Genomic DNA, 16,183 nt, shown 5'->3' on the forward strand with positions numbered 1-16,183 from the left:
CAGGCAACTTTACAAAAGTTACACCGTCACAACCGGTACGCGCAGCGCCATCAGGCAACTTTACAAAAGTTACACCGTCACAACCGGTACGCGCAGCGCCAGCGAGCACATCAATTCGTACCCCACCGTACCGGCCGCGGTAGCCACATCGTCGATTTTGATCTCTTTGCCCCACAGCTCTACCGGCGTACCAATGCCTGCCTGAGGACATGGCGTCAGATCCACTGCCAGCATATCCATCGACACCGTGCCGACCGTCCCGGTACGGACACCGTCTACCAGCACCGGCGTGCCGCTCGGTGCATGGCGCGGATATCCATCGGCATAGCCGGTCGCCACAATCCCGATACGTTGTTCACCGCGTGCGGTGTAACGCCCACCGTAGCCGACCCTGTCACCGGCCTTCAGCGTTTGCACCCCGATGACCTCGCTGTTCAGGCTCATTACCGGTTTGAGACCAGTGTTGGCGATGTCCCGCCATTGCCCTGACGGAGAGGCGCCGTACAAAATAATACCCGGGCGTACCCAGTCGAAATGGGCTTCCGGGTGCCACAGCGTGGCGGCGGAGTTTGACAGCGAACGTCGGCATTCAAGCCCTTCCGTCGCCTGTGCAATACGCGCCATCGCGTCCTGAATACCGTCCGGATGTTCGGCATCAGCAAAGTGCGACATCAGCGTCATTTCACCCACATTCGGCATCGCCCGCAGCTGTTGCCAGACGGTTGCCACCCGCTCAGGCAAAAAGCCCAGACGGTTCATGCCGCTGTTAACCTTCAGGTATACATCCAGCGGAGCGTTCAGTCGGGCATTTTGTAACGCTTTGAGCTGCCAGTTGCTGTGTACACAGGTGGTTAAACGATATTGGTCATACACCGTCAGATCGACGGCGTGGAAAAAACCTTCCAGCATTAAGATCGGGCCTTTCCAGCCACGCTCGCGCAGCGTTATCGCTTCTTCCAGATTCAGCATGGCGAAACCGTCGGTGGTCCCCAGCGCATTCCAGACGCGCTCAATGCCATGTCCATAAGCATTGGCTTTTACCACCGACCAGACGCGGGCGTCCGGTGCGGCCTGCCGTGCAATGCCTAAATTTTGTTTCAACGCCTGCAGGTCAATGCTGGCCAGTATTGGGCGGGTCATCTCGCGTCCTTCTCAGCTATGTGCGCCGTGTAAATGTCGTGGACGTGACGGCGAAAATCCTGGGCTGTAACGCGCCACGCTCAGGTCATCGTAAGGGATGGCGGGCGTGCGACCAGAAAGAATATCGCTCAGCAACTGTCCCGATCCACAGGCCATGGTCCAGCCCAGCGTACCGTGACCGGTGTTGAGCAGCAGGTTCTTAAAACGGGTACGCCCGACTACCGGCGTGCCGTCTGGCGTCATCGGTCGCAGCCCGGTCCAGAAGGTGGCCTGCTCCACATGCCCCCCGCGCGGGAAAAGATCGCGCACCACCATTTCCAGCGTTTCACGTCGCGGCTGTAATAATTCAGTATTGAAGCCCACGATCTCCGCCATGCCGCCCACGCGGATACGGTTATCAAAACGGGTAATGGCAATTTTGTAGGTTTCATCAAGGATAGTCGACACCGGCGCGCCGTCGTCCTCCGCGATCGGAATGGTCAGCGAATAACCTTTGAGTGGGTAAACCGGGATATCGACCATCCCTTTCAGCATAGCCGTGGAGTAAGAGCCAAACGCCATCACATAAGCATCGGCTTTGATAATTTCCTCACCGCACTGCACGCCATAAATCTGTTCGCCATCGCTCAGCAGCTTATCAACCGGTGTGTTGAAGCGGAATTTAACCCCTGCCAGCTCCGCCATTTGTGCCAGGCGTTGGGTAAACAGCTGACAGTCGCCGGTTTCGTCATTCGGTAGACGCAGCCCGCCGGTCAGCTTATGCGCCACTTCGGCCAGCGCCGGTTCCACTTCCGCGAGGCGATGGGCTTCCAGCAGTTGATATGGCACACCCGCATCTTCCAGAACGGCGATGTCGCGCGTGGCGTTCTCATACTGCTGCGCAGTACGGAATAGCTGCAGCGTCCCGCCCTGACGACCTTCATATTCAATGCCGGTAGTGGCTCGCAGCGCCTTCAGGCAATCACGGCTATATTCCGCCAGACGCACCATACGACCTTTGTTTTCCATGTAATGACTGGTGTCACAGTTGCGTAGCATCTGCCACATCCATTTCAGTTGGAACTGCGTGCCGTCAAGGCGAACGGCCAACGGCGCATGGCGTTGAAACATCCATTTAATCGCTTTTAGCGGTACGCCGGGTGCCGCCCACGGTGCTGCATAGCCTGGAGAGATTTGCCCCGCATTCGCCGCACTGGTTTCCAGCGCCGGACCGGGCTCACGATCAATGACGGTGACATCGTGTCCAGCCTGACTTAAATACCAGGCGCTGGTCACGCCAACGACACCACTTCCCAGTATGACAACTCGCATAGCCACTCCGTTAACAGTAAAAGAATAATCATCTAATTACATCTTGATAACTCAGTTGAAAATATTATTCAACATATGGCTTTTTTATGGTGATGTATCTCACACATAGCGGTAACGACAGGGATGTCTCTGCTTTAGGATCTCCTGCTGTGCGTCATTTTTATCCAGCATAAAATTTCGTGAACATCCTGTTTTTCGATGTTGGATTAACGTGATATCGCAAAGAAAAATTTTCTGCCGCAGCACGTTTTTTAACACCGTGTTCTATGCTTGAAATGAGGTACTCCAGACAGAGAGTGCCGCCAACAATGAGGGTGCGCGAATGGCTACGATTGATTCCATGAACAAGGACACCACACGGTTGAGCGATGGACCCGACTGGACGTTTGATCTGCTGGATGTCTATCTGGCGGAAATAGACCGCGTGGCAAAACTCTACCGACTGGAGACCTATCCGCACCAAATCGAGGTCATTACCTCCGAGCAGATGATGGACGCCTACTCCAGCGTCGGGATGCCGATTAACTATACCCACTGGTCGTTTGGTAAAAAATTTATTGAAACCGAACGTCTGTATAAGCACGGTCAGCAAGGGCTGGCTTATGAGATTGTCATCAACTCCAACCCATGTATCGCGTATCTGATGGAGGAGAACACCATCACCATGCAGGCGCTGGTGATGGCACACGCCTGCTATGGGCATAACTCCTTCTTCAAGAACAACTACCTTTTCCGTAGCTGGACGGATGCCAGCTCCATTGTTGATTATCTGATTTTTGCCCGAAACTACATTACCCAGTGTGAAGAGCGCTACGGCGTCGACGAAGTCGAAAAACTGCTCGATTCCTGCCATGCACTGATGAACTACGGTGTCGATCGCTATAAACGCCCGCAAAAAATTTCATTGCAGGAAGAGAAAGCGCGGCAAAAAAGCCGCGAAGAATATCTGCAAAGTCAGGTAAATATGCTGTGGCGTACCTTGCCGAAAAAAGAGGAAGAGAAAACCGTGTTTGAAGCGCGGCGTTATCCTTCTGAACCCCAGGAAAACCTGCTGTACTTTATGGAAAAAAATGCCCCTCTGCTGGAGTCCTGGCAGCGTGAAGTGCTGCGTATCGTGCGCAAAGTGAGCCAGTATTTTTATCCGCAGAAACAGACCCAGGTGATGAACGAAGGCTGGGCGACGTTCTGGCATTACACCATCCTTAACCACCTGTACGATGAAGGCAAAGTCACCGAGCGGTTTATGCTGGAGTTTCTACACAGCCATACCAATGTGGTGTTCCAGCCGCCGTACAACAGCCCGTGGTATAGCGGGATAAACCCCTATGCGCTCGGATTCGCCATGTTCCAGGACATCAAACGTATTTGTCAGTCTCCGACCGAGGAAGATAAATACTGGTTCCCGGATATCGCCGGTTCTGACTGGCTGGAAACCCTGCACTTCGCGATGCGTGATTTTAAAGATGAGAGCTTTATCAGCCAGTTCCTGTCACCGAAGGTGATGCGTGATTTCCGCCTGTTCACCGTGTTGGACGATGACAGACATAATTATCTGGAAATCTCAGCAATTCATAACGAAGAGGGATACCGTGAAATTCGTAACCGGCTGTCGTCGCAGTATAACCTGAGCAACCTGGAGCCAAACATTCAGGTATGGAATGTCGATTTGCGCGGCGATCGCTCTCTCACACTGCGTTATATCCCGCATAATCGCGCCCCGCTGGATAAGGGCCGCAAAGAGGTGCTGAAGCACGTCCATCGGTTATGGGGTTTTGACGTAACGCTGGAGCAACAAAATGAGGATGGCAGCGTGGAACTGCTGGAACGTTGCCCGCCGAGAATGAACGGTCTGTGAATCTTATTGCCGGATAGCGACGCGAAAGCGTCTTATCCGGCCTACACTAGACATCCACGTAGGCCGGATAAGGTGTTCACACCGCCATCCGGCATTGAGCGATTAACGGCCCTGAATGGCTAAATCGCCGGGCAGGTTTTTCTGCATGCGATGCCAAATCTCGCCGCTGTCGTGACCGTAACTGCGCACCGTTTCATACACCTGGTCATGGGAACCCTGCTCGCAGAGCAATGACAGCTTACGGTAGAAGCTCAGTGCCAGACCGCGGGCTTCCGGATTGGCGAAATAATGACGACCAATACGGGTATACAATCCCTTCATGCCGTTGAGGATCAGGCCGTAAATCGGATTGCCGGACGCGAATGCCAGGCCGCGGAAAATGTTGTAGTCCAGGTCAGCAAAAGCGTCAGCGTGGTCGGCTACCTGATTTGCCGTCGCCAGCACTTCCTGCGCTTTGTCCGGATGTTGGCGGAATGCGGTGCGAATGAAGATTGTTGAGATGTTGGTACGCACCGACAGCAGATTATCAATGAGCTGCGGAACGCTCTCGTGATCGAGGCGCGCCAGCGTTTCAAGAATATTCAGTCCTGACGTTTCCCAGAAATTATTCACTTTCGTCGGTTTGCCGTGCTGAATGGTCAACCAGCCGTCCCGCGCCAGGCGCTGTAACACTTCGCGTAGCGTGGTGCGTGTTACTCCGATAAGTTCAGAGAGTTCACGTTCAGCGGGCAAAATAGTGCCTGGGGGGAAGCGGTTATTCCAGATACTTTCAATGATGTACTCTTCCGCGAACCCCGCTGGGCTTTGCGCCTTAATGACCATAGTAATAATTCCATTACACAGCAAAACATAGTTACACACATCATACCAGACGGGTCTGATAGCTGATAGCTGAGGCAATGAAGAAAAAGTGGATCAAGGCTTCATTTTCCAGATAACGCTGGGGCGCAATTGGCGCGACGAAGCACGTGAAGAGCTTGCCTGCGTTCCCTCCTCCCGCTAAGCTTTGCCGTCAAACATAAAAACATGATTTCATTTTTACAGGTAAGGGAAACTGCCATGGAGCTATCCTGGGGTCGCGCGCTGTGGCGCAACTTTTTAGGCCAGTCGCCGGACTGGTACAAACTCGCATTATTATCCTTCTTAATCGTTAACCCGATTATTTTCTTCATCAACCCGTTCGTTGCCGGGTGGCTGCTGGTGGCTGAGTTCATTTTTACGCTGGCAATGGCGCTCAAGTGTTATCCGCTGCTGCCGGGTGGCCTGCTGGCGATTGAAGCCGTCGTCATTGGCATGACCAGCGCCACGCACGTGCGTGAAGAGATTGCCGCCAATCTTGAGGTGTTATTGCTGCTGATGTTTATGGTGGCGGGCATCTACTTTATGAAGCAGTTACTGCTGTTTATTTTTACCCGATTGCTGCTGAGCATTCGCTCTAAAATGCTGCTGTCGCTGTCCTTCTGCGTAGCCGCCGCCTTCCTGTCCGCATTCCTCGATGCATTGACCGTGGTCGCCGTCGTGATAAGCGTGGCGGTCGGTTTTTATGGCATTTACCACCGCATCGCCTCTTCCCGTGGGGAAGATAATATGCTCGATGACAGCCATATTGATCAGCACAATAAAGCCGTGCTCGAGCAGTTCCGCGGTTTTCTGCGCAGCCTGATGATGCATGCCGGCGTCGGCACGGCGTTAGGTGGCGTGATGACCATGGTTGGTGAACCGCAAAACCTGATTATCGCCAAAGCGGCGGGCTGGCATTTCGGGGATTTCTTCCTGCGGATGTCCCCGGTCACCGTCCCGGTGCTGATCTGCGGACTGCTAACCTGCATGCTGGTCGAGAAATTACGTTGGTTTGGCTATGGTGAAACATTGCCTGAAAAGGTACGTGACGTTCTGCAGCAATATGACGATCAAAGCCGCCAGCAGCGCACCCGCCAGGACAAGATCAAACTGATTGTCCAGGCGATTATCGGCGTCTGGCTGGTTATCGCCCTGGCCCTGCATCTGGCCGAAGTTGGACTGATAGGCCTGTCGGTTATCATCCTGGCGACGTCCTTAACGGGGGTCACTGATGAACATGCTATCGGCAAGGCGTTCACCGAGTCACTGCCGTTCACCGCGCTGCTGACCGTGTTCTTCTCAATTGTGGCCGTAATTATCGATCAGCAATTGTTCGCTCCGATTATTCATTTTGTTTTACAGGCTTCAGAGCATGCCCAGCTCACTCTGTTCTACCTCTTTAACGGTCTGCTTTCTTCTATCTCCGATAACGTCTTTGTAGGCACGATTTACATTAACGAAGCCAAAGCGGCGATGGAGCACGGGACCATCAGCCTGAACCAGTTCGAACTGTTAGCCGTGGCGATTAATACCGGGACTAACCTGCCTTCCGTCGCAACTCCGAATGGCCAGGCCGCATTCCTGTTCCTGCTGACTTCCGCACTGGCACCGTTGATTCGCCTCTCCTATGGCCGCATGGTATGGATGGCGCTGCCGTATACCCTCGTACTGACGCTGGTCGGTCTTTTGTGCGTGGAATTCACCCTCGTCCCGGTGACCGAGTGGATGACGCAAATAGGCTGGTTAGCTACACTTTCATAACAACTTACCGGGCAAATCACTGCCCGGTTTGACTTTTTGCATGATAATTATCCGATTACACAATATTTCAATAGCTGCTAGTGGCGCATAAATTGAATTGGTTTAAACTGCGCTCTCTACGCATGTTGCAGGGAATTTATTATGTTGCGATTTTTAAACCAGTGCTCCCGCGGTCGCGGAGCATGGTTATTGTTGGCGCTAACCGCCCTGGCGCTGGAACTCGTTGCGCTGTGGTTCCAGCACGTGATGCTGCTTAAACCTTGCGTGTTGTGTATTTACGAACGTAGTGCGTTATTCGGCGTAATGGGTGCCGGGCTGGTGGGTGCTATCGCGCCAAAAACGCCGCTGCGTTATGTAGCGATGGTTATCTGGATTTACAGCGCCTGGCGCGGTCTGCAGTTAGCGTATGAGCACACCATGATCCAGCTTTACCCGTCTCCGTTCATGACCTGTGATTTTGCGGCGCGCTTTCCAAGCTGGTTACCGCTGGACAAATGGCTGCCTCAGGTTTTCCTGGCATCCGGCGACTGCGCCGAGCGTCAGTGGTCTTTTTTAACCCTTGAAATGCCACAGTGGCTATTAGGGATCTTTGCTGCGTACCTGGTGGTCGCCGTGCTGGTGGTCATTGCCCAACCGTTTAAACCGAAAAAACGCGACCTCTTCGGTCGCTAACAGAGACGCTCCTTCGGGAGCGTTTTTTTTGCCATAATGTCATTGCTTGGTGGCATCTATAAGGTGTATATTAAATACATCTTATAGATGCCACACCAAGGAGATGTCCCATGTCCCATTTACGCATCCCGGCAAACTGGAAAGTTAAACGCTCTACTCCCTTTTTCACAAAAGACACTGTCCCAGCCGCACTGCTTTCCCACCATAACACCGCAGCAGGCGTCTTTGGACAGCTTTGCGTGATGGAAGGTACGGTAACGTATTACGGCTTTGCGAATGAAGAAGCGAAAGAACCTGAAGTTAAAGTGGTGATAAATGCCGGTCAGTTTGCGACCAGCCCACCGCAGTACTGGCATCGTGTTGAATTAAGCGACGACGCGCAGTTCAACATTAATTTCTGGGTTGAAGATGACAACCACTCAGATGAGATGTATCAGGCGAAAAAATCTTAATCTTTAGCGCCTGTTAACCGATGGGCGGCTCAGTCCGCCCATGAAGGTTTGTTCAAAATAGGCGGCACTATTAATTTATAGTGCGTCGAAGTGAGAAGAAATAAGTCATAAAGCAGAGTGTTAGCGCAAGACGAATCACCACCTTCAGAGGTTTTGAGTTGTTTTGCGCTAATTTTTTGCCCCATCCATGCCCCATCACACTTCCCATCTTCGAAAAACATGCAAAGCCTTGCAGGCCGATGCAAAGCTTTGTGTGTCCCACTTTGGTATCTCCTTACCGGGTTATCACCCCGCTCTACCGTCATGGCATCGTTGATATCTACCGTCACTATCGATCAATGATTTTTACAGTGTTAATATGTTTCCAGTTAATCCGGAAACGAAAAAGTGGTTATAAAATGGTTGATTTTCTTGTACGTTTTGCAGCCTTAATCTCATTTTTAGGCCTGGTTACAGGGTACGGCGCTAACAATTTCTCGCATCAACTTGTAGAGGTGGTGATGATTGTCATATGGCTACTAACAGACATGCACAACCTGAAGAATTTGGCAACAAAAATAAAGGCTAAATTAGCCGACGCAGGTGACAAATTTTTGGATTAATTTTCACGCATACCACTTAGTAGTTTATTGATTTATATGCAAAAATAAATATTATTTAACATATTGTAAGTGTTATGAATGATCATGATTATCACACCTGATACACTCATCTAGATAAATAATTCTAAACTTTTAAATTAATAGGTCATGGAATGTTCGCTTTATCTGAAACTCAGAAGACTACATCAAGATATTACCAACCTGATGTTGATGGCTTAAGAACTGTAGCGGTTCTTCTTGTGCTGTTCTTTCATGCTGGATTTACATCATTAAGCGGTGGATTTATCGGTGTAGATATTTTCTTCGTTATATCAGGTTACCTTATTACCGGGATATTGGTGTCTAGCGTAGAGAAGAAAAAATTTAATTACATCACGTTTATGCTATCAAGGGTATCAAGATTATACCCAACCCTATTGGCAATAATTTTATTAACTCTTGCTTTTGGTTTTTTAATTTATACACCAGGAGACTTCAAAGAACTTGGTGTTACGTCTTTTTATTCTGCGCTTTCTGCATCAAATTTTCATTTCATGCTAGGTGCTGGATATTTCGATACATCTTCTGAGATTAATCCGCTTTTACACACTTGGTCGTTAGCTGTCGAGCAGCAATTCTATTTAGTATGGCCCATTGTTATATGGCTATCAATGAAAGCAAGTCGTAAACTAGCTATAGCCATGATCGCCGCATCAGGCATAGCATCACTGATGGCATCTCAGTATATGACCCATACTGACCCCACTCAAAACTATTTTATGGTTCAATACCGTATATTTGAGTTTGCAGCAGGTGGATTACTATTCTTCATACCAAATAGTAAATGCCGTAATAAACTACTAAGTACTTTGATGTTTATCATTGGTATTTCATTGATTATTTACGCTGCATTTCACTTCGATAAAAACACAGCATTCCCAGGCGTAAACGCCATGTTACCAGTTATTGGTGCGTGTCTATGCATTATTTATTCAAAACATACTCCAGCTGGTTACCTGCTGAGAAACAAAATGTTCGTAAGTATTGGCCTTGTTTCATATTCAGTATATCTAATACACTGGCCTTTATTAGTTTTCTACAAATATTATATATTTAGACCGTTATATACTTTTGAAAAAATCTCATTAGTAATTATGTCTCTGCTGCTTGCCTATGTAAGCTATATGCTAATTGAGAACAAGTTCAGAAGAATTAACTTATCTAGCATAAATGTAATGAGTACATCTTTCATTGCTATACTGGCTTTGGTAGTTTTCTCATCAACCATGATTTATAGATACGATGGTTTCTCATTCCGCGTTAATGAATACTTTAAAGAGAAGATGAATGATGCTGGAGCATTCCATCTACAGCAGTATGGCGGGAATGGTTATTATGCTGGAGCACATATAATTGGTGACAAGACTGCAGCTAAAGTATCTGCGGTAATTATGGGTGACAGCTTTGCAAGGCAATATGCACATGCAATAGATGTAGATAGCAAAGGATATAAATTCATAACCTCAATGAATGACGGTTGTTTTTTCTCGCGTAATTACACAACATTCTATGCGGGTTTGCCGGATCCAAAATGCCAGCAAAGATTAAACTTCGCCATTGATTATTCAAACAAATTTAATGTTCCCGTTATTTTTGGGATGCGTTGGGTTGGATATGAAGCTATGATAAGTGATACAGAAGGCAACCAGAAGAAATTTACTAATGAAAGCGAATTTATTAAATTCAGCATAGAAAACATTAAAAATAATATTGAGGCATTTAAAGGCCGCAAGGTTGTTCTTCTTGGAGCTCCTCCAGGAACTGAAGGAGTTGGTGGTGTTGAAAAGTGCGTGAACCGACCTTCATATCTTCCATTGGCATGTACAAAATACCTTGAAACAGAAAATAGGGACACTATAAATAAAAGGATAAACATTGCCATTAAAAATGAGTTTGCAGGGTATGGAAATGTATTGTTTATTGATCCATATGATATCCTTTGCAAAGATGGCAAGTGCTCAACCATGACTAATGATTATCAATTCATTTATTCAGACGCTGTACACCTATCTAAATCAGGTGCTGAATTAGTATGGTCGAAATCTAAAGATAAGATTCTTGATTTCTTAGAGTAAAAAAAAGGCCTCCACCGGAGGCCTGATTTTATGGATTTACTAATGCCACTTTCCCCCACGTTGTACCTGAGGCTGCAACGTAGCAGAAATCAAAGTTGGTTGGTATAGGACTTGAATTATAAACTACATCACCAATACTTTGAGACACTTTCCCAGGGTAGATATCTGTTGGTTTACTTGTCAGCCCAGCAGTTGCATCAGCGTGTTTCCATCCGCACTGGATGATGTCTGCCACTCCCCTGAATACGCCAACACCAGTTAATCCAATATATCTGTTATTCCTGTATGTCATTGCAGAGAAGTTATCCCAGTCCATTATGCGTGATATTGGGTTGCTTAGGTTGTTAGAGAAATTGTTATCCTCGACGTTAGCCCCATCAATCCGGTAGCCTAGGTTAACAGCCAGCAGAGATGTGCTGTCAAAGTTATTTCCGGAAATCGTTGGATACTGACCTGCAATAATACAGCCTTGATTCCCGAACTGTATGTGCGTTTTATTGTTCCTATAGACAGTGCCAACCCATGCCGAGCTTGTTATTGTGACGCGATCAGTCCTGTCAAGATTGTTATCTTCAATAACCAGTCCAGTTGCTTTCTTCCCAAGAAGGCCAACATTATAATCCTGTATAGCCCTTCCTCCTCCCCTGAGTGTATTATTAATTATCCTAATTGAATTAAATGATGTAGCGTAATCCCCTTCGTCACCAATAATTAGTATGTGCGTTGACTGTGTTCCATCAGCGTTTATTGCTCCATCGCTCACGCAGTTAGTAATTGTGACATTTTGAGATGCAACTGAGCCTGATGTCCCTCCAATCTCTACAAAAATTCCACCGCCGTTTTTTGTGTCGCCGGTGATCGTCATGCTTTTGCGAACTCCCCAAGGACCAACTCTTGACTGAAGGCTAATTGGGTCAACAAAATGGTTATTGATAGATTTACCATGCCATGTTCCATCAGCGCATGCAAAATCTTCACCGTACGTGTGCCATGTACGACCAGTTCTTTTCATAAAGCTATTTGAAAGTGTGGCAACACCTTCAAGGAATCTGGTTATGAAAGTGTAGTTTGTTATCAGGTCGGTTCTGATCCGGTTTAGTGTTATGTCCTTGTTGTGTACAGATCCGGCGCCAGCAGTATCTGCCATGCAGAATACCCTGCAAGCCAAAGCATCCATATCATCTATGTAACCACTTGATCCTTCACATATGAAACCGAACCAATCTTCCTGAGGCTTAAAGGTTGTATCTGTTGAACCAGTAGAAAAATTTGTGCATGTCTGATTGAATTTAAATCCATAGAATGAGTAATTAATGCATCCAATTAAACCAAAGCAAACGCGCTCGCTCTCCCCGCCTCCATCAGTGTTAATATTCACATCGTTTTCAGCAAATATTGTCAGGTTGTCCTTCCCATTAATGACGAACGCAGTCTTACGAGCAACGCTGAATAAATCGTGATATTGATAGGTAGTTGGGAAGCTAACTTTTAGTGTTCCAGGGCTCAACCTGATGCTTCTGACACCACCAAATTTATTGATACAGGCGTTTACCGGTGCGGTTGAATCATTTACCCCAGTTACATCATGACCAGCCCACTCAGTGTGGATTGCATCCAGTGGTGAATTAACACGAATCCAGCAACCAGAACCACTACTGTCAGTCTCGCCAGTTCCAGCAAGGAACGCGGACAGACCAGCATAAGAGCCATCCCACGGCACCGTAGGGCTGAATATGGTGATACCGTTATGCTGAGATTTTGGTGTCAGTGGATTCCAGTAGAACTCGCCGCCGCCAAAATCCGTACCCGGGACATAACCAGTAACATGGCGAACATTATTTGCTGATTTATCACCTACAGCCATCAGGTCTTTGACTGAATCAACGATAGCAATGCTCTGGCCAAAGGCCGCAGCACCTACCGCAACCCACGCACCATCTCCAATTCCACCAGTACTGTCTGGCGTTGAACCGGCAGGAACGGTTTTAGGCAATACACCATCCCAGCGGTAATATTCGCCAGTAGCTTCTAGGCGCAGAACCTGATTTGGCAGTGTCAGTGTGTTTCCGTCTTCGAAACTGTCCAGCGTAATATAGCCAAATGCCGAAATAGCCTGTTGCGCTACCCAGCGAAGACCCTCGATGGTGTAGTGGGCCTGACCAAAACGATCGATGTATTGTCGAGCCATTGACGTAACAAACTCGTCAATTTTCCCCGCGTTGAATTTCAGGTCAATCGGCGATTCGCTTGGTACTGAATTATTGGTTGGTGTAGTAGCCATATTTATTCCATAAAAAACCCGGCACAGTGGCCGGGTCAGGTTGGTCGGGGACGGTTCTTATTGGTAGATAGCGTCGCTGTACTCTGCGACGGTCAGAGATACCGTGTTATCTGTGTTGGGTTTTATGCTGTTGACTGTCCATAGTTGACTGTCCAACTCCCCTATCGACACTAAAAACTGGACGATTCGTATCAGCAGGAACCTTGCCATATCCAATCATTTCACGCCGCCAAAGACAGAAAGCGGGAACCGGACAATTAACCTTACAACTCCGGCTATCGAGGCACTAAAAAGCCAGATGGCCTACACCAGGGTGGGGAAACAACATCAAATAGACGTTCACCTCAGAGAGTTTGGCAGAACTCGCCGGGATGAATGCACATTTGTTTTTGTTCCCAGGCTAACTGCAAGGAATGGCAAGGGAGGTAAATGGTACTCACCAGGGTCATTCTCAGGAACGTGGAACAACATATTAAGAAGGAGCGGCATTCCGCACCGCAAGTCATATGAGTCTCGACACACATATGCTTGTTTGGCATTAAGTGCCGGAGTCAACCCCAACTTCATTGCAGCTCAAATGGGTCATACATCGGCACAGATGGTTTACAGCGTTTACGGTAAATGGATGACAGACAACAATGATAATCAACTGGCAATATTGAATGCTAATTTCGGAGGTGATGCCCCACAGATGCCCCACGCCCAAAACGAGTAAACACAAACTCCTTTAACCTCATGACGTTAATCCGCCCATGAAGGTTTGTTCAAAATGTGATCCTGCCAGTCGTGTACTTCTGATTCTTTCACCGCAATATGACGGACTGAAATACGCTCACCGTGCATCGCGGTTTTCGAGCCAGTCAGTAGCGGGTGCCAGTCCGGCAGCCCTTTCCCTTCCGCAAGCAGACGATACGCGCAGGTCATCGGTAGCCATTCAAAAGTTGGCAAATTGTCACGCGTCAGCTTGATACAATCAGGCTCGTATTCGAAACGACGTTCGTAGTTACGGCACTGGCAGGTTTTAATATTGAGCTGCTTACAGGCGACGTTGGTAAAATAGATTTCGTCGGTGTCTTCATCCATCAGCTTATGCAGGCAGCATTGACCACATCCGTCGCATAATGACTCCCACTCGGCATCGGTCATTTCATCCAGGGTTTTGCTTTGCCAGAAAGGTATGTCGCTCATCAGGGTATCCGCTATTGCAATAAAGCTGCACCTTATAACCAGTCTGGCACGTTGATGCAAGTTTTGCCGCCCGAAAAGGCGGCAAGAAGAGATTACAGTACTCTCGTCGTCAGCGTTTGACCGTGAAAACCGATCGCTAGCTCATCACCACTGTGTAACGGCCCTACACCTTCTGGCGTTCCTGTCAGTACCACATCCCCCGCTTTGAGGGTGAAGAAACGACTCATGTAGGCAATCAACGGAATAATGTGATGGATCATGTCCGCCGTAGAACCGTGCTGACGTGTTTCACCGTTTACCGTCAGACTGAGCGGCGTATTTTGCGGATCGCCGTTAAACTCCGACACCGGAATAAAGCCCGACAGCGGACAGGAATTATCAAATCCCTTCGCTTTTTCCCACGGCTGCCCCGCTTTCTTCATTTTGCCCTGAATATCGCGCAGGGTCAGATCCAACGCCACGCCATAACCGGCAATGGCTTTACGCACATGATCTTCCGTTGCCTGGCGCAGGGTCGCGCCAATCAGCACCGCCAGCTCAACTTCGTGGTGCACCGCCCCCATATCCGCCGGGATAACCAGCGGTTGGCGCAGGTCGCACAATGCCGTTTCCGGTTTGATAAAAAGCACGGGTTCATCTGGCGTTGCGCTGTCCATCTCCTTAATGTGCTTTGCGTAATTACTGCCCACGCAAACCACTTTACTCACTGGGTAATCCAGCAGAGCACCATGCCAGTTGTGATGTTGATACATGACTTTCCCCTAACGTCGTCTTCGATTTCAGGAACTGCATCGACGGGACATGCGGCTGCCGGATACAGTTAACCTTTAGCGTCTGGTATATTTTGTTTTGCCACAGACAGATGCTGTTTGAGTAAATCTTCTGGCGGTGGCGGGATTTGTAAATAATAGCCCTGCTCGGTTAACGCCTGTTTTACTTTTTCAAGGTCAGCGTTCACCAGTTTCTTGCGACCATCAAGTGGTAAAATCATTGCCAGTTTCGGCTGACCAAAACCTTTCATCAGTTCTTCAGGAACGCGAGAGAAATCGTCTTTTTTTTCGACATATAAATAGGTCTGGTCACGTTTGCTGCTTCGGTAGATCACACAAAACATATCTTTTACTCTGAATTCACGGAATGGTGGCTTGCCTCAATATAATACTGACTATAACATGCCTTATAGTCTTCGGAATATCACCCCGCGCTGGGGATGATAAATAGCAAATTGAGTAAGGCCAGGATGTCAAACACGCCAATCGAGCTTAAAGGCAGTAGCTTCACCTTATCTGTGGTTCACTTGCACGAGTCAGAACCCGAGGTTATTCGTCAGGCGTTGGAAGACAAAATCGCGCAGGCTCCTGCTTTTTTAAAACATGCTCCCGTGGTGATCAACGTCAGTGGCCTTGAAAGCCCGGTAAACTGGCCAACGCTGCAGAAAGTTGTCGCATCTACCGGTCTGCGCATTATCGGCGTTAGCGGCTGCAAAGATGCCAGACTCAAAGCAGAGATCGACGAAATGGGCCTGCCTTTACTGACTGAAGGTAAAGAAAAAGCGCTGCGCCCTGCCCCCATTGCTGAACCCGCACCTGCCGCGCCGGTACAAAACGTTACTCCCATCACAAAAACACGATTAATAAATGTCCCGGTTCGTTCCGGTCAGCGCATTTATGCACCACAATGTGATCTGATTGTTACAAACCACGTCAGCGCGGGCGCAGAACTCATCGCTGACGGCAATATTCACGTTTATGGCATGATGAGAGGCCGTGCACTGGCGGGTGCAAGCGGCGATCGAGAAGCACAGATTTTTTGTACCCACCTGACGGCAGAACTGGTGTCTATCGCAGGTGTTTATTGGCTGAGTGATAAAATCCCAGCAGAATTTTATGGCAAAGCGGCGCGTCTGCAATTAGCAGAGAACGCTTTGACAGTTCAACCGTTGAATTGATCCCTTTTTAACAAGGAAT

At 48.5% G+C, this 16,183-nt stretch carries 14 protein-coding genes and 1 pseudogene; 8 read left to right on the plus strand and 7 right to left on the minus strand.

Annotated features, from left to right (window positions below):
* Window positions 1-69: 69 nt before the first annotated feature.
* Complete coding sequence (gene dadX / locus M2374_RS03975; protein WP_115258255.1) at window positions 70-1,140, minus strand: catabolic alanine racemase DadX; 1,071 nt, start codon at window positions 1,138-1,140, stop codon at window positions 70-72.
* Between the two features lie 12 nt (window positions 1,141-1,152).
* Window positions 1,153-2,451, minus strand: coding sequence for a D-amino acid dehydrogenase (locus tag M2374_RS03980; protein ID WP_115258254.1), 1,299 nt, complete (start codon window positions 2,449-2,451; stop codon window positions 1,153-1,155).
* A 322-nt stretch (window positions 2,452-2,773) separates the two neighbouring features.
* Between M2374_RS03980 and M2374_RS03985 the strand changes: the two genes are divergently transcribed.
* Entirely contained in the window at window positions 2,774-4,306 is a 1,533-nt protein-coding gene (locus M2374_RS03985; RefSeq protein WP_096756733.1) for a SpoVR family protein, read from the plus strand.
* A 102-nt stretch (window positions 4,307-4,408) separates the two neighbouring features.
* On the opposite strand, the gene fadR is transcribed toward M2374_RS03985, so the two are convergent.
* A complete protein-coding gene (gene fadR / locus M2374_RS03990) occupies window positions 4,409-5,128 on the minus strand; it encodes a fatty acid metabolism transcriptional regulator FadR (RefSeq protein ID WP_096756732.1) in 720 nt (239 codons plus the stop codon).
* Between the two features lie 237 nt (window positions 5,129-5,365).
* On the opposite strand from fadR, the gene nhaB reads away from it, so the two are divergent.
* The 5 genes from nhaB to M2374_RS04015 all read left to right on the plus strand — a co-directional run bounded on the left by nhaB (window position 5,366) and on the right by M2374_RS04015 (window position 10,747).
* Window positions 5,366-6,907 carry a Na(+)/H(+) antiporter NhaB gene (gene nhaB / locus M2374_RS03995; protein WP_137399979.1) on the plus strand — a complete coding sequence of 514 codons (1,542 nt, stop codon included), beginning with the start codon at window positions 5,366-5,368 and terminating at the stop codon, window positions 6,905-6,907.
* A gap of 141 nt (window positions 6,908-7,048) precedes the next feature.
* Window positions 7,049-7,579 (plus strand): disulfide bond formation protein DsbB, encoded by a 531-nt coding sequence (gene dsbB, locus M2374_RS04000; RefSeq protein ID WP_137362922.1) that lies wholly within the window; start codon window positions 7,049-7,051, stop codon window positions 7,577-7,579.
* Between the two features lie 110 nt (window positions 7,580-7,689).
* Window positions 7,690-8,031: a DUF1971 domain-containing protein gene (locus M2374_RS04005; RefSeq protein WP_096756729.1), complete on the plus strand. Its 342-nt coding sequence runs from the start codon at window positions 7,690-7,692 to the stop codon at window positions 8,029-8,031.
* 398 nt (window positions 8,032-8,429) lie between these two features.
* A complete protein-coding gene (locus M2374_RS04010; protein ID WP_181689017.1) occupies window positions 8,430-8,633 on the plus strand; it encodes a hypothetical protein in 204 nt (67 codons plus the stop codon).
* Window positions 8,634-8,785: 152 nt separating this feature from the next.
* Window positions 8,786-10,747, plus strand: coding sequence for an acyltransferase family protein (locus tag M2374_RS04015; protein ID WP_181689016.1), 1,962 nt, complete (start codon window positions 8,786-8,788; stop codon window positions 10,745-10,747).
* A gap of 28 nt (window positions 10,748-10,775) precedes the next feature.
* Here M2374_RS04015 and M2374_RS04020 read toward each other — a convergent pair whose 3' ends face one another.
* Window positions 10,776-13,028: a phage tail protein gene (locus tag M2374_RS04020; RefSeq protein ID WP_249418303.1), complete on the minus strand. Its 2,253-nt coding sequence runs from the start codon at window positions 13,026-13,028 to the stop codon at window positions 10,776-10,778.
* A 163-nt stretch (window positions 13,029-13,191) separates the two neighbouring features.
* Here M2374_RS04020 and M2374_RS04025 point away from each other — a divergent pair.
* Window positions 13,192-13,743 (plus strand): annotated as a pseudogene (locus M2374_RS04025) (site-specific integrase); the annotation flags it as partial.
* A gap of 26 nt (window positions 13,744-13,769) precedes the next feature.
* On the opposite strand, the gene M2374_RS04030 reads toward M2374_RS04025, so the two are convergent.
* The 3 genes from M2374_RS04030 to M2374_RS04040 form a co-directional block, all read right to left on the minus strand.
* Window positions 13,770-14,216 carry a YcgN family cysteine cluster protein gene (locus M2374_RS04030; protein ID WP_220133089.1) on the minus strand — a complete coding sequence of 149 codons (447 nt, stop codon included), beginning with the start codon at window positions 14,214-14,216 and terminating at the stop codon, window positions 13,770-13,772.
* Window positions 14,217-14,308: 92 nt separating this feature from the next.
* Window positions 14,309-14,968 carry a fumarylacetoacetate hydrolase family protein gene (locus tag M2374_RS04035; RefSeq protein WP_181689015.1) on the minus strand — a complete coding sequence of 220 codons (660 nt, stop codon included), beginning with the start codon at window positions 14,966-14,968 and terminating at the stop codon, window positions 14,309-14,311.
* A gap of 68 nt (window positions 14,969-15,036) precedes the next feature.
* Window positions 15,037-15,330 (minus strand): YcgL domain-containing protein, encoded by a 294-nt coding sequence (locus M2374_RS04040; RefSeq protein WP_096756727.1) that lies wholly within the window; start codon window positions 15,328-15,330, stop codon window positions 15,037-15,039.
* Window positions 15,331-15,456: 126 nt separating this feature from the next.
* Between M2374_RS04040 and minC the strand changes: the two genes are divergently transcribed.
* Window positions 15,457-16,164, plus strand: coding sequence for a septum site-determining protein MinC (gene minC / locus M2374_RS04045; protein ID WP_096756726.1), 708 nt, complete (start codon window positions 15,457-15,459; stop codon window positions 16,162-16,164).
* The last annotated feature ends 19 nt before the right edge of the window (window positions 16,165-16,183 follow it).

The sequence above is a fragment of the Citrobacter sp. JUb117 genome (assembly GCF_024809055.1).
Classification (GTDB): Bacteria; Pseudomonadota; Gammaproteobacteria; order Enterobacterales; family Enterobacteriaceae; genus Citrobacter; species Citrobacter gillenii.

Coding starts and splice junctions, on each gene's coding strand:
- M2374_RS04030 (WP_220133089.1), bottom strand. CDS start 14,216: ATGAGCGACATACCTTTCTGGCAAAGCAAAACCCTGGATGAAATGACC.
- M2374_RS04005 (WP_096756729.1), top strand. CDS start 7,690: ATGTCCCATTTACGCATCCCGGCAAACTGGAAAGTTAAACGCTCTACT.
- nhaB (WP_137399979.1), top strand. CDS start 5,366: ATGGAGCTATCCTGGGGTCGCGCGCTGTGGCGCAACTTTTTAGGCCAG.
- M2374_RS04010 (WP_181689017.1), top strand. CDS start 8,430: ATGGTTGATTTTCTTGTACGTTTTGCAGCCTTAATCTCATTTTTAGGC.
- dsbB (WP_137362922.1), top strand. CDS start 7,049: ATGTTGCGATTTTTAAACCAGTGCTCCCGCGGTCGCGGAGCATGGTTA.
- M2374_RS04040 (WP_096756727.1), bottom strand. CDS start 15,330: ATGTTTTGTGTGATCTACCGAAGCAGCAAACGTGACCAGACCTATTTA.
- minC (WP_096756726.1), top strand. CDS start 15,457: ATGTCAAACACGCCAATCGAGCTTAAAGGCAGTAGCTTCACCTTATCT.
- M2374_RS03980 (WP_115258254.1), bottom strand. CDS start 2,451: ATGCGAGTTGTCATACTGGGAAGTGGTGTCGTTGGCGTGACCAGCGCC.
- M2374_RS04035 (WP_181689015.1), bottom strand. CDS start 14,968: ATGTATCAACATCACAACTGGCATGGTGCTCTGCTGGATTACCCAGTG.
- fadR (WP_096756732.1), bottom strand. CDS start 5,128: ATGGTCATTAAGGCGCAAAGCCCAGCGGGGTTCGCGGAAGAGTACATC.
- dadX (WP_115258255.1), bottom strand. CDS start 1,140: ATGACCCGCCCAATACTGGCCAGCATTGACCTGCAGGCGTTGAAACAA.
- M2374_RS03985 (WP_096756733.1), top strand. CDS start 2,774: ATGGCTACGATTGATTCCATGAACAAGGACACCACACGGTTGAGCGAT.
- M2374_RS04015 (WP_181689016.1), top strand. CDS start 8,786: ATGTTCGCTTTATCTGAAACTCAGAAGACTACATCAAGATATTACCAA.
- M2374_RS04020 (WP_249418303.1), bottom strand. CDS start 13,028: ATGGCTACTACACCAACCAATAATTCAGTACCAAGCGAATCGCCGATT.